Genomic DNA, 14,030 nt, shown 5'->3' with positions numbered 1-14,030 from the left:
GACGTGCCATACATTGAATATCCATGACATGACAAAAGAAGAACTTTTGGAAGAATCGTTAATCAACATCACTCATCAGGTGCTGACCGAACGACGTGAATCTCTCACGTTGGCGGAATTGATGGAAGAGTTCCGTAAACTTACAGGTATTACCGAGAAAGAATTAAAAGCGAAACTCCTTCAATTCTATACAGACCTGAACATCGATGGCAGATTCCTAGCGATCCAGGACAACCGTTGGGGCTTACGCGAATGGTATCCAGTTGATCAGATCGAAGAAGAAACTGCACCTGTCGTGAAAGTGCGCAAGAAGAAAAAGAAGAAAAAAGATTATGACGAAGATGACATCGAAGACGAAGATGATGACGAAGAAGAAATTTTCGATGAAGAATACGTTGAACTTGGCGAAGAAGATGATGCTGACGACGAAGAAGAGGAAGAAGAAGAGGAAGTAGTCGAAATCGATGAAGATTTAATCGATCCTGATGATGACCTGGAAGTTATTCCTGAAGTAGAACTCGATATCGATGAAGACGATGAAGAGGAAGAGGAAGAAGAAGAGTACGAGGAAGAGTAATAATTGGCTTGACTTTTAGTGCCCAAAAATATAAGATTTGGATGGGCTCCTGAAAAGGACACATTAATTCGTGTATACGCGCTCCTTATTGTAGTTACGCTACAAACGGGGCGCTTTTTTGATTTTATATCGACCCTAATAATTTGGAAAAAGAATAAATGGAGGCACTACACATGACAAAATATATTTTCATTACAGGCGGCGTCGTCTCTTCTTTAGGTAAAGGTATCAACGCGGCATCACTCGGACGTTTACTTAAGAACCGCGGTTTGAAAGTTACGAACCAAAAATTTGATCCATATATTAATATCGACCCACGCATGATGAGTCCGTATCAGCACGGGGAAGTTTTCGTAACGGAAGACGGAGCGGAAACGGATCTGGATATCGGTCACTACGAGCGTTTTATTGACATAGAATGTAATCGTTACTCCAACGTAACAATGGGAAAAGTGTATGATCTTGTGTTACGCAAAGAACGCGCTGGTGAATACAATGGGGCAACAGTTCAGGTAATCCCGCATATTACTAACGAAATTAAAGAATTGATCAAACGTGCAGGTCAAACATTGAACGCAGATGTCGTAATTACAGAAATTGGTGGAAGTGTAGGAGATATCGAATCATTGCCATATCTCGAAGCCATTCGTCAGTTGAAAACGGATCTGGCGAAAGATGACGTAATGTACATCCACAACACACTCATTCCATATTTGCATGCAGCTGGTGAAATGAAAACGAAGCCGACACAGCATAGTGTAAAGGAATTGCGTAGTCTAGGAATTCAGCCGAACATGATCGTCGTGCGAAGCGAGTATCCTGTACCACAAGAAATGAAGGACAAGATTGCCTTATTCTGTAACATCAAGCCAGAAGAAGTGATTGAAGCACTTGATGCAGAAACTCTATATGAAGTACCTCTTCGTTTGCATGAACAAAACATGGATCAGCTAGTCGTCGATTACCTAGGTCTTGAAACACCCCAGCCTGAACTTTCTGAAGTGAAAGACCTAGTGAAGTTGGTTAAGTCACTAAAAGAAAAAGTAACAATCGGTTTAGTTGGGAAGTATGTAGAATTACAAGATGCATACATTTCAGCGGTTGAAGCTATGCGTCACGCTGGATACGCGTTCGATGCAGATATCGATATTAAGTGGATCAACTCGGCAGATGTGACTTCTGAAAATGTAGCAGAACTTCTTTGTGACGTGGACGGTATTCTGGTACCGGGTGGCTTCGGAGATCGTGCAATTGACGGTAAAATTGAAGCGATCACGTATGCACGTGAACAGAAGATTCCATTCTTTGGTATCAGTTTAGGTTTGCAGTTAGCAGCTACTGAAATTGCACGTAACGTCATCGGTCTGAAAACGGCTCATTCACTAGAGTTTGACACAGAGACTGAGCATCAGATTACGACTTTCCATCCGGATTGCCGTACAGCACGCGAAGCAGATAGTACATTGCGTCTAGGTGCTTATCCATGTAAAGTAGCTGAAAACACGAAGGCTTTCGCTGCATATGGCGAGGAGTTAGTGTACGAGCGTCATCGCCACCGTTATGAAATGAACTTGGCATATCGTGCGCAGTTGGAAGAGGTAGGGTTCATCGTTTCTGGAATTAGCCCGGACGGTCGCTTGATCGAAATTATGGAGATGCAAGATCATCCATACTTCGTTGCTTGCCAGTTCCACCCGGAATTCGCTTCCCGCCCAAATCGTCCATCTCCACTGATCCGCGACTTTATCCGCGCGGCGCTTGAGCATAAAAACTAAAAAACAATGCCCACAGAAGATTTTTCTTTTGTGGGCATTTTTGACTTTGGGTATTTAGAATGTTTATAGAAGTTAGGGGGTGAGAGTGCTAGGGGATTGGAATGAATAAGAGAATTATTGAGTACGGGGGGGATGGAAGCTCCAGTTGGGGGACGCTTTCCCATGGGCTCGGCTTGAGCCGCTTCCTACGCTTCGCTTCGTCTAGGGTCTCAATCTCTCGCTGATCCATAGGGAGTCGCCCCCAACTTCCGCTTCCATCCCTACGTTGATAGTAAGGATACTTAAATCACTCGCTGTAGGTGGTATGTGAATTATTGTTTTGTCTTAACTTATTTAGGTACAAGTACTGAAGTTCAAAACCCATTACAACACTTACTTTAATGCACAACAAAACGTATCGCCCACTCATATTGCCAGGGATTGGAGCGAGAGCCGTAACGAAGGACGGCTTTTGCGAATAAAAGCGCAGCGTTAGGAGCACATCTTTGCACTAGGAGGGTCACTTCAAACGCGTCCCCTCCGTAGCGCAAATCCACACCCTAACACCACTGCCAGCCTATCCCAGATTAAAGCCCGTCTTCTTCATCCGCCAACATATCATCGATCGAGAGCTTTACTGCCTCATACACAAACAACGCAGCAAGCGCGTGAGGTTGTACGATTCTTTCGCCCGTAGGACCTGGAATAAGTCCTTTTTTCAAACCTGTCGAAATATACGTATAGGCAAGAGTAGCGAGTTCATTGTCGTCATCTTCTTTATCGGCAGCCAACACAGCAAACGGGACGAATTGATCTGCAAGTTCCCGTGCTAGCTCAAGCGCAACGGGATGATCTGCCTTACGTACAAGCAACCATACGCGATCCGCTGTCGTCAGCTCCAACTCTTTTGTATATCGAATAGCCCCATCTAACGGTTCGACACCGTCCAGTGCAGTCACAGTAACAGCTTCTAATTCATCAAAAGCTGCTAAGATGATTCGTCCTTCGCCTACTAACGCTTGCGCCAATAAACGAGCAGTTTCTTCCATCGACTCTTCTTGTCCTTCTGCAATTCTCTCCAGAAGACCTCTAATTTGTGTCGTCAATATTTTCATATAAATCCCTCCAAAAGCTCAGTATAGGTGACAAAAGAGAGAAGTGCAAAATAGTATACGAAAAAATAGAGGAGTTGTTGGAATTTTCTTGAATAATATGACATAGGCGAATAAAATAGAAATATAGGTGTATGGATATTTTTCTATAAATGCAATACTTTTACATACGGATCATAAGAGTCGCACAAAACTGTCGACGTATAATCAAACGTGTAAAATTAGGGGATAGGAGATGTTTGGATGAAGCATTTATTAATTGTAGATGACCAACCAGGGATTCGATTATTACTGGAGGAAATCTTCAAACCAACAGGAATAATGACAGCGCTTGCATCGAATGGAAAAGAAGCGTTAGAAATAGTTCAGAAACATAATCCAGACTGTATTTTACTTGATATGAAGATGCCGGGTATGAATGGCGTCGAAGTATTACGGCAAATCCGAACCCTCTCACCTGACGCAATTGTCATGATGATGACGGCGTACAGTGAAATAGAATTACTTGAAGACGCCGATAAACTTGGTATTGATCAGCACTTTACCAAGCCGTTTGATATATTCGAAGTGCGTGATAGTATCTTAAAAAGGTTGGGGGTACTAGACGTCTGATAGTAGTAATCAGCGCATGAATTTGATATGCTAGTGGATAGAAATTAATATAATGAAAACTCATAAAAATTCGTGGGAAACTCAAGGAGGAATTTTACATGCCACTGGTCTCGATGAAGGAAATGATGATTCAAGGTAAAGAGAAAGGCTATGCAATCGGTCAATTTAACCTGAATAACCTGGAATATACGCAAGCGATCTTACAAGCTGCTGAAGAAGAGAAATCGCCTGTTATTTTAGGTGTTTCAGAAGGCGCTGCTCGTTATATGGGCGGATTCAAAACAGTCGTTATGATGGTCAAAGGATTAATGGAAGACTACGGTACAACTGTGCCGGTAGCAATTCATTTGGATCACGGTTCTAGCTTTGAGAAGTGTAAAGAAGCGATCGAAGCAGGATTTACGTCTGTTATGATTGATGCATCTTCTAAGCCACTTGAAGAAAACATTGAAATCACGAAGAAAGTGGTAGATTTCGCAAAGCAACATAATGTATCGGTAGAAGCTGAACTTGGCGTAGTAGGCGGTCAGGAAGATGACGTGATTGCAGACGGCGTTATTTATGCAGATCCAGCTGAATGTAGAGAGCTTGTAGCTCAGACGGGTATCGACTGTCTAGCACCTGCACTTGGTTCTGTACATGGTCCGTATAAAGGCGAACCAAATCTTGGATTTGAAGAAATGGAAGAAATCTCTAAGCAAGGAGATATTCCACTCGTGTTGCACGGCGGTACTGGTATTCCAACGAAGGATATTCAACGTGCTATTTCACTTGGCACATCCAAAATCAACGTCAACACAGAAAATCAAATTCAAGGCACAAAAGCTGTACGCGACATCTTAAACGAAGATTCCGAAGTCTATGATCCACGTAAGTATCTTGGACCAATGCGCGAAGCGATTAAAGCAACAGTCATCGGCAAAATGCGCGAGTTCGGTAGTTCAAAGCAAGCGTAATTACAGAGTTTCAATAGAACAAAGGAGGAGCGCACTACTTCTCCTTCTTTTGCTTTTTAGCTAAATGAATAAACCACAACTAGGAGGACAACACACGTGAAATTTTTTATTGATACAGCCAATTTTGAGGAAATTAAAGAAGCGCATAGCTGGGGGATCATCTCAGGTGTCACAACCAACCCATCGCTTGTTGCGAAAGAAAATATTTCATTCCATGAGCGCTTGAAAGAAATTACGGCACTCGTACCCGGTTCTGTCAGTGCGGAAGTAATCGCTCTGGATGCAGAAGGTATGATTGAAGAAGGGCGTAAACTTGCAGCACTTGCAGAAAACATCACGGTGAAATTACCGATGACACCTGAAGGGTTGAAAGCTTGTTCTGTATTTGCGTCAGAAGGTATCAAAACGAACGTCACGCTCATTTTTAGTGCCAATCAAGCCTTGCTTGCAGCTCGCGCAGGCGCGACATACGTTTCACCATTTATCGGACGTTTAGATGACATTGGCCAAAATGGTGTCGAATTAATTGAAACTATCTCGGATATCTTTACAATTCACGACGTAGATACACAAATCATTGCAGCTTCTATCAGACATCCACAGCATATTACGGCTGCCGCACTTGCAGGAGCGCATATTGCAACGACTCCATTCAACGTACTGCAAAGTCTGTTTGCGCACCCATTGACAACTAAAGGAATCGACCAGTTTTTGAAGGACTGGGAAACCAGAGCGAATAAGTGATAGAACAAAAGGAGCTTGAAATGGACGTTTATAAAATCAAAGGGGGAAAACGACTGCAAGGAACGATCAGAGTGAGCGGAGCGAAGAACAGCGCAGTGGCACTTATTCCCGCTGCTATTCTAGCTGACTCACCTGTTACAATTGCAGGTCTTCCCGAAATTTCAGATGTCTATACATTGCAGGCGCTCGTCGAAGAAATCGGCGGCAAAGTGGAAATGAAAGATGGCACGATGATCATCGATCCAACTGAAATCATTTCTATGCCATTGCCTAACGGTAACGTAAAAAAACTTCGTGCATCCTACTATATGATGGGAGCGATGCTTGGCAAGTTTAAGCACGCAGTCATCGGGTTACCTGGAGGTTGTCACTTGGGTCCACGCCCGATAGATCAACATATAAAGGGCTTTGAAGCACTTGGCGCAAAAGTCGAAAATGAACATGGCGCTATTTATTTGCGTGCAGATGAACTTCATGGCGCGAAAATTTATTTAGACGTCGTCAGCGTGGGGGCTACGATTAATATCATGCTGGCTGCAGTTAAAGCAAAAGGCAAAACGATTATTGAAAACGCAGCGAAAGAACCTGAAATTATTGATGTCGCGACTTTGCTTTCCAATATGGGCGCGAATATTAAAGGTGCAGGAACGAACGTTATTCGTATCGAAGGCGTAGAAACATTGCATGGTACGAAACACACAATCATTCCAGACCGTATTGAAACAGGCACACATATGATCATGGCGGCTGCAATTGGTGATGGTGTCACAATCGATAACGTCATTCCGTTGCACGTTGAAGCTGTAACAGCAAAACTTCGTGAAATGGGCGTGAAAGTAGAAGTCGGTGAAGAACAGATCTACATTCCGAAAACCGAAAAACTTCACGCTGTCGATGTGAAAACTCTCGTGTATCCAGGATTCCCGACAGACTTGCAGCAACCATTTGGTGTTTTGTCGACACAGGCAGAAGGTTCATCCATCCTGACAGACACAATCTATCCAGCGCGCTTTAAGCAAATCGATGAGCTTCGTCGAATGAATGCGGACGGTAGAGTAGAGGGTCGATCAGCCATCATAACAGGACCAACGGAATTGCAAGCTGCAACGGTTGAAGCTACAGATTTACGAGCGGGAGCTGCGCTATTGATCGCGGGATTATTAGCAAGCGGAGAAACAGAGATTCATGCAATTGAACATATTGAACGTGGCTATGGCGATATTATTGAGAAGCTGCAACATCTCGGCGCCGATATCAATAAAGTGAACGTGCTCACTCCATCTTCAATTTCTGAGTGACGCTAATTGCCAAAACGTGTATAATGGACTCAAACGACACATCCATTACTAAGAAAGTAGCCGATGGATGCGGACGTAGGCAAATGAAAGGTAATACGCAATACGCGCCTTACCGCAAACAGGAGGAACAAAACATTATGGAACGTAGTTTATCAATGGAACTAGTACGTGTAACAGAGGCAGCAGCCGTTGCGGCAGCTCGCTGGATGGGACGCGGTTTGAAGAACGAAGCAGATGACGCAGCGACAGAAGCAATGCGTACAGTATTCGATACAATTCCTATGGAAGGTGTAGTCGTTATCGGTGAAGGTGAAATGGACGAAGCACCTATGCTATATATCGGTGAAGAGCTTGGAACAGGCCACGGACCTGCTGTAGATATCGCTGTTGATCCAGTCGAAGGTACGAATATTGTAGCAGCAGGTGGATGGAACGCGCTAGCTGTTCTGGCTGTTGCAGATAAGGGCAACTTGCTTAATGCACCGGATATGTACATGGATAAAATTGCAGTAGGACCTGAAGCGGTAGGTAAAATTGATATCGATGCAAGCGTTACAGATAACTTGAAGGCTGTAGCAAAAGCGAAAAATAAATCAGTATCTGACCTAGTGGCATCTGTTTTGAATCGTGAACGTCACGCAGCAATCATTGAAGAGATTCGTGAAGCGGGTGCGCGTATTAAATTGATCGAAGATGGCGACGTTGCAGCCGCTATTAACACAGCTTTCGATGATACAGGCGTGGATATTTTATTCGGTAGAGGCGGTGCTCCTGAAGGGGTAATCGCAGCGGTTGGATTGAAATGTCTAGGCGGAGAAATCCAAGGACGTCTCGTTCCTTCTAATGATGAAGAGAGAGAACGTTGCATGAAAATGGGCATCGACGTGGACAAAGTTCTGATGATGGACGATTTGGTAAAAGGTGACGACTGCATTTTCGCAGCAACTGGCGTAACAGATGGCGAATTGATGGATGGCGTGCAGTTTAAAGGTGCATACTGCCGAACTCAGTCGATCGTTATGCGCTCGAAATCAGGAACTATTCGTTTCGTAGAAGGTCGCCACAGCATGAAGAAAAAACCTCTTCTCGTAATGCAAAACTAACTCCCTCAATACCCGGTGTCACAACCGGGTTCCTATTTCCTAAAACTATCTAGATCCATAATGTCCGGCTACTGAAGGAAAGGAAGTACATTACGTACTCTCCTTTCTATTTACTGTGCCAAATTTTCTATACAATAAATGAAGAGTGGTGTACGCATAGATGACAATGATTACCCTCGCGGACCTTGAGAATATGACGCTCAAAGAGCTTTACTCTCTGGCAAAGCAGTTTAAGATTACCAACTATAGCAAACTGACAAAGAAAGAATTGGTCTTCGCTATATTAAAATCTCGCGCTGAACAAGAAGGCTTCTTCTTCATGGAAGGCGTCCTCGAAATTATTCAAACGGAAGGATACGGATTCCTACGTCCTATTAATTACTCATCCAGTTCGGAAGATATCTACATCTCCGCATCTCAAATCCGTCGTTTTGATCTACGTAACGGTGACAAAGTAACAGGTAAAGTCCGTCCACCAAAAGAAAACGAACGTTTCTATGGTTTACTACAAGTGGAAGCAGTCAACGGGCAAAATCCGGAAGTTGCACGTGAACGCGTTCATTTCCCAGCATTAACACCATTGTATCCAGACCGTCAAATTAATTTGGAGACATCAAAGAACAATGTTTCCACACGTATCATGGACCTTGTCTCTCCCGTCGGATTTGGTCAGCGTGGATTAATCGTCGCCCCCCCAAAAGCCGGAAAAACGATGTTGTTGAAAGAAATCGCCAACTCAATCACAACAAACCATCCCGATGCGGAACTCATTGTACTACTGATCGACGAACGACCAGAAGAAGTAACGGACATCGAACGGTCAGTTAAAGCAGACGTAGTCAGTTCCACATTCGATGAAGTGCCACAAAACCATGTTAAAGTAGCGGAACTCGTTCTCGAACGCGCAATGCGTCTTGTCGAAAGTAAACGTGACGTCATTATCTTAATGGACTCCATCACACGGCTTGCACGTGCATTCAACCTAGTCATCCCACCGAGCGGCCGAACACTGTCCGGAGGAATCGACCCAGCGGCCTTCCATCGACCAAAAAGGTTCTTTGGTGCTGCACGTAACATCGAAGAAGGCGGAAGCTTAACCATCCTTGCCACAGCCCTAGTCGAAACCGGCTCGCGCATGGACGAAGTCATCTACGAGGAATTTAAAGGAACTGGCAACATGGAGCTACACCTAGACCGTAACTTAGCCGAACGCAGAATTTTCCCGGCACTCGACATCCGTCGCTCGGGCACGCGAAAAGAAGAACTACTCATTCCGAAAGACAACTTGGAAAAACTGTGGGCCATTAGAAAGACATTTTCAGATTCCCACGACTTTACCGAACGCTTCATGAAAAAATTGAGCCAGTCTGAAACCAATGAAGAATTTTTCAATAAGCTTAACGAAGAAATGAAAGCGAAAAAAGGCAAAGGACTTATCTGATTTACTAAGATTTAGGGTTTGGATTTTCTTGTTTTGTTCTTAATTAAATGTAAATGAGTGATATGCGTACTTACTAAGTAAAGATTGCAGCGAAAGCTGGGAGACGACTCCAGAAGGATCAGCCCAAGCGTTGAGACAACCAAAAGGGAGCCTCGCGACCTGGTTGGCTCAACGAGTGGCCCTCCGGAAAGCGTCCTCCAGTTGTAGCGGAAATCCAACTCATAACCAAGTCCGTCAATCCCATTAAATATCCAAATCAAACAGTTGCACAACGTATCGGATTTTGCTATACTAATCAAGTACAGTATTTCTGTACACCGCATATACGGCTGACAAACACGGGTCGTGTACGGCATCGATCGTTTTATTGACAACTGGTTAATAAAACATCCATAATTTCACACTCTGTTCCAGATGGTTCAGGGCGAAAGGAGAGATATCGATGAAAGCAGGAATTCATCCCAATTACAAACTTTCAACAGTAACTTGCTCATGTGGCAATACATTTGAAACAGGTTCTGTAAAAGAAGATATTCGAGTGGAAGTATGCTCAGAATGTCACCCATTCTATACTGGCCGTCAGAAGTTTGCTACTGCAGATGGACGAGTTGACCGTTTCAACAAAAAATACGGCATCAAGTCAGAAGGACAAGAGTAATAAAAGCCAGATACCCGTCAGGTGCAATCATGCCAGACGGGTATTTTTATTAATTTATTGCGTAGTTCCACGTTACCCGCTCTATCTGCGTGTCCAACCGCTCATAGTCGCGCGTTATGCGCTCTATCTGCGTGTTTATCCGCTCATAGTCGCGCGTTATGCGCTCTATCCGCGTGTGTATCCGCTCATAGTCGCGCGTTATGCGCTCTATCTGCGTGTTTATCCGCTCATAGTCGCGCGTTATGCGCTCTATCCGCGTGTGTATCCGCTCATAGCCACGCGTTATGCGCTCTATCTGCGTGTCCACCCGCTCATAGCCACGCGTTACCCGCTCTATCTGCGTGTCCACCCGCTCTATCTGCGTGTCCACCCGCTCATAGTCGCACGTTATGCGCTCTATCCGCGTGTTTATCCGCTCATAGCCACGCGTCATGCGCTCTATCTGCGTGTCCACCCGCTCATAGTCGCACGTTAACCACTTTATCGCATCATCACCACATATACATAAGCACAACATCGAAAGGGGATTGACCATGTACGTTTCAATGCAAGGCGGCTGGATGGAAGTCATCTGCGGCAGTATGTTTTCAGGTAAATCGGAGGAACTCATTCGTCGTATTCGTCGGGCAGAATTTGCCAAACAAAAGATTGCGGTATTCAAACCGGCAATTGATGATCGGTATAGCGAGGAAGCAATTGTCAGCCACGACGGTGCATCCACTATTGCTAATCCTATTTCCAAGGCGAGTGAAATACCGAACCTCGTGTCAGATGATTTCGATGTGGTCGCCATTGATGAAGCTCAATTTTTCGACCAAGATATTATTGAGGTCGCGATCACACTCGCTGATCGCGGATTTCGCGTGATCATTGCAGGACTCGATCAAGACTTCAGAGGCGAACCGTTTGGACCGATGCCAGAATTAATGGCAGTGGCCGAACTGGTGACAAAACTCCAAGCGGTCTGTACCGTTTGTGGATCGCCTTCGAGCCGAACGCAACGATTAATAGATGGACAACCCGCATGCCAAGATGATCCAATCATTCTTGTTGGTGCATCCGAAGCATACGAACCACGTTGCCGCAAGCACCACGAAGTGCCCGTTAGTCGTGCGCAACATGTAAAATAAACATATTTCCGTCTATCCTTAAGCAACAAAGGATAGACGGTTCTGCTATATACTAGTATATACCCCATAATTTCAGAAGAGGTGAACCAACTATGTTCGATAGACTGCAGGCAGTGGAAGACCGTTATGATCGACTCAATGAATTACTTAGTGACCCGGAAATCGTCAATGATCTGGATAAATTACGGAACTATTCGAAAGAACAATCTGATTTACAAGACACAGTCGAAGTATACCGTGAATACAAAAATGTTTACACTCAATATAATGATGCGAAAGAAATGCAAGATGAGCCACTTGATGACGAAATGAAAGAATTAGTCAAAATGGAAATGGATGAACTCGAAGACCGTATCGAGTCTCTTGAAGAACAATTAAAAGTGTTGCTGATTCCGAAAGATCCAAATGACAATAAAAGTGTCATCATGGAAATCCGAGGCGCTGCAGGTGGAGACGAAGCAGCCTTATTCGCTAGTAGTTTATATCGTATGTATACACGTTACGCGGAAATGAATCATTGGAAAGTGGAGGTCATCGATTCTTCGCCAACTGAACTTGGCGGTTTTAAAGAAATTATCTTCATGATCGATGGCAAAGGTGCTTATTCCAAGTTGAAGTACGAAAATGGAGCGCACCGCGTGCAACGTGTACCGGAAACGGAATCGGGGGGGCGTACACATACGTCGACTGCTACTGTTGCGTGCTTGCCTGAAGCGGAAGAAGTAGAAATCGAGATTCATGATAAAGATATCCGTACCGATACATTCGCTTCATCGGGGCCGGGTGGACAATCCGTCAACACGACCATGTCTGCAGTGCGCCTTACGCATTTGCCGACGGGTACGACGGTATCGATTCAAGATGAAAAATCTCAAATTAAAAATAAGGAAAAAGCGATGAAAGTCTTGCGTGCGCGTGTCTACGATAAGTTTATGCAAGAAGTGCAAGCAGAATACGATGAAAAACGGAAAACTGCCGTTGGATCAGGGGATCGTTCGGAGCGTATTCGCACTTACAACTTCCCGCAAAATCGTGTGACTGACCATCGAATCGGTTTGACCATCCAAAAACTCGATCAGATTATAGAAGGGAAATTGGATGAAGTAATCGATGCGTTGATTATAGAAGAACAAGCACATCGCTTGGAAAGTTTGGATCGCAATGACTAAGACCATGCTTGAGTCTGTGCAACAAGCGCAGCAATTATTGCAGGAACGCGAAATGGACACGCATGCAGCTGAAATTGCGATGCGTTTTGTCGCAGGAATGAGTCAGGCTAATTATTTAGCCAGTTTTCGTGAACATATTTCGGACGAAACGTCTTCACAATTCTGGGCAATCATCAAGGAATTATTGACCGGTAAACCCATTCAATATATTCTCGGTGAAGAGTCATTTTACGGCTATTTATTTGAGGTCAATGAACACGTCCTGATTCCACGTCCTGAAACGGAAGAACTCGTCCATTATGCATTGCAACGAGCGAATCGCTTATTCGGAGATCGAGTCATTCAAGTGGCGGATATTGGAACGGGAAGTGGGGCGATTGCTGTTGCCTTCAAAAAGGAACGACCGACTGCAAAAGTAACTGCCACTGATTTCAGTGAAGCGGCGCTTGAAGTCGCAGAACGCAATGCTGGGCGCAATGAAGCAGATATAACCTTTATGCAAGGGGATATGGAAGAACCGTTGAAATCGCAAAAATGGGATATCATCCTATCCAATCCGCCGTATATCGCGGAAAATGAAAAATCTGTTATGTCACCAACTGTTTACGATTTCGAACCGCAAACTGCGCTGTTCGCTGAAGAAGAAGGTCTCTATTTTTATCGTAGACTAGCGGAAAACTTATCGCCGCTGATGAATCATCCTGCGCTCGTCGGTTTTGAAATCGGCTATCAGCAAGGAGCTATTGTGCGGGGATACTTGCAAAAAACCTTTCCAGAAGCGACAGTAGAAATCGTTCAGGATATCAATAAAAAAGATCGAATGATATTTTGTGAGATTCGATGAATAAAATCTCCTCCTGCGGGCCAAGATAGAGTGCAGGAGGGGATGACATGTTACAAGATTATCCGATTAACCAACAACCGAATCAAACTTCGAAACTATTGGCGTTTATAGAATTTGTACTTATATTACTTACTATTCAAGCGGTGTTGCTTGTATTTGGTCAGCAGGCAGCTACAAGTGAAGCGACGCAATTTCGTATTCTCGCAAACTCTAATACTGTGGCAGATCAACAAGTGAAACGAGATGTGCAAGAAAAAATTGCGCCATTACTTGAGCAGGCGATCAATCAATCGACGAACGTGGAGCAAGTCAATGATAAACTTCAAATGTTAGAGCCAACGCTTCTTGCAATCGCGAAAGCAGAAGGGAATGGCGCGCATGTAACGCTTGAGCACAGTGCCGCAGTGATTCCACCGAAACGGGTAGGGTATTTCATTCAGCCGCAAGACGTTTACGATGCCTATGTTGTAAAAATCGGAGCAGGTCGAGGCGATAATTGGTGGTGTTCATTGTTTCCGAATGTTTGCTTCCCAGAAGAAGCGACAGTGACTGAAACAGAAGAACAAGAACCTGTTACATTCTTCGTTTGGGAGTGGATAAAGTCGCTGTTCAAATGAACATATTCACATTTA

At 44.3% G+C, this 14,030-nt stretch carries 15 protein-coding genes; 14 read left to right on the top strand and 1 reads right to left on the bottom strand.

The window, feature by feature from the left end; all coding sequences use genetic code 11:
* Positions 1-13 precede the first annotated feature (13 nt).
* Together rpoE and CSV77_RS03275 are read left to right on the top strand one after the other, a co-directional pair.
* The gene (rpoE, locus tag CSV77_RS03280) at positions 14-577 is read left to right on the top strand and encodes a DNA-directed RNA polymerase subunit delta (RefSeq protein WP_199203699.1); all 564 of its coding nucleotides are present in this window, start codon (positions 14-16) and stop codon (positions 575-577) included.
* A 173-nt stretch (positions 578-750) separates the two neighbouring features.
* Positions 751-2,352, top strand: coding sequence for a CTP synthase (locus tag CSV77_RS03275; protein WP_099672273.1), 1,602 nt, complete (start codon positions 751-753; stop codon positions 2,350-2,352).
* Between the two features lie 566 nt (positions 2,353-2,918).
* Here the strand turns inward: CSV77_RS03275 and CSV77_RS03270 are convergent.
* On the bottom strand, positions 2,919-3,446 hold the full coding sequence (locus tag CSV77_RS03270) for a DUF2529 family protein (RefSeq protein WP_099672272.1): 528 nt from the start codon (positions 3,444-3,446) through the stop codon (positions 2,919-2,921).
* Positions 3,447-3,686: 240 nt separating this feature from the next.
* Here CSV77_RS03270 and CSV77_RS03265 point away from each other — a divergent pair, with 240 nt between their 5' ends.
* The 12 genes from CSV77_RS03265 (at position 3,687) to CSV77_RS03215 (ending at position 14,015) form a co-directional block, all read left to right on the top strand.
* Entirely contained in the window at positions 3,687-4,055 is a 369-nt protein-coding gene (locus CSV77_RS03265) for a response regulator (RefSeq protein ID WP_099672271.1), read from the top strand.
* Between the two features lie 98 nt (positions 4,056-4,153).
* Positions 4,154-5,011 carry a class II fructose-bisphosphate aldolase gene (locus tag CSV77_RS03260; RefSeq protein ID WP_099637593.1) on the top strand — a complete coding sequence of 286 codons (858 nt, stop codon included), beginning with the start codon at positions 4,154-4,156 and terminating at the stop codon, positions 5,009-5,011.
* Positions 5,012-5,107: 96 nt separating this feature from the next.
* Positions 5,108-5,755 (top strand): fructose-6-phosphate aldolase, encoded by a 648-nt coding sequence (gene fsa / locus CSV77_RS03255; protein WP_099672270.1) that lies wholly within the window; start codon positions 5,108-5,110, stop codon positions 5,753-5,755.
* 20 nt (positions 5,756-5,775) lie between these two features.
* Complete coding sequence (locus CSV77_RS03250) at positions 5,776-7,053, top strand: UDP-N-acetylglucosamine 1-carboxyvinyltransferase (RefSeq protein ID WP_099637591.1); 1,278 nt, start codon at positions 5,776-5,778, stop codon at positions 7,051-7,053.
* Positions 7,054-7,190: 137 nt separating this feature from the next.
* Entirely contained in the window at positions 7,191-8,156 is a 966-nt protein-coding gene (gene glpX, locus CSV77_RS03245; RefSeq protein WP_099631241.1) for a class II fructose-bisphosphatase, read from the top strand.
* A gap of 160 nt (positions 8,157-8,316) precedes the next feature.
* Entirely contained in the window at positions 8,317-9,597 is a 1,281-nt protein-coding gene (gene rho, locus CSV77_RS03240) for a transcription termination factor Rho (protein ID WP_099631242.1), read from the top strand.
* A gap of 442 nt (positions 9,598-10,039) precedes the next feature.
* Positions 10,040-10,255, top strand: a complete 216-nt coding sequence (rpmE, locus tag CSV77_RS03235; RefSeq protein ID WP_099631243.1) for a 50S ribosomal protein L31 — start codon at positions 10,040-10,042, stop codon at positions 10,253-10,255.
* Positions 10,197-10,730: a hypothetical protein gene (locus CSV77_RS16845; protein ID WP_158232012.1), complete on the top strand. Its 534-nt coding sequence runs from the start codon at positions 10,197-10,199 to the stop codon at positions 10,728-10,730. The genes rpmE and CSV77_RS16845 overlap by 59 nt, the downstream gene beginning before the upstream one ends.
* A gap of 58 nt (positions 10,731-10,788) precedes the next feature.
* Positions 10,789-11,385 (top strand): thymidine kinase, encoded by a 597-nt coding sequence (locus CSV77_RS03230; RefSeq protein WP_099631244.1) that lies wholly within the window; start codon positions 10,789-10,791, stop codon positions 11,383-11,385.
* A gap of 92 nt (positions 11,386-11,477) precedes the next feature.
* A complete protein-coding gene (gene prfA / locus CSV77_RS03225) occupies positions 11,478-12,554 on the top strand; it encodes a peptide chain release factor 1 (RefSeq protein ID WP_099631245.1) in 1,077 nt (358 codons plus the stop codon).
* On the top strand, positions 12,547-13,398 hold the full coding sequence (gene prmC / locus CSV77_RS03220) for a peptide chain release factor N(5)-glutamine methyltransferase (RefSeq protein ID WP_099672269.1): 852 nt from the start codon (positions 12,547-12,549) through the stop codon (positions 13,396-13,398). The genes prfA and prmC overlap by 8 nt, the downstream gene beginning before the upstream one ends.
* Before the next feature lie 47 nt (positions 13,399-13,445).
* Positions 13,446-14,015: a stage II sporulation protein R gene (locus CSV77_RS03215; protein WP_099672268.1), complete on the top strand. Its 570-nt coding sequence runs from the start codon at positions 13,446-13,448 to the stop codon at positions 14,013-14,015.
* The last annotated feature ends 15 nt before the right edge of the window (positions 14,016-14,030 follow it).

The organism is Sporosarcina sp. P16b (assembly GCF_002743065.1).
Lineage (GTDB): Bacteria > Bacillota > Bacilli > Bacillales_A > Planococcaceae > Sporosarcina.
This window is presented reverse-complemented; position numbering and strand designations above follow the sequence as displayed.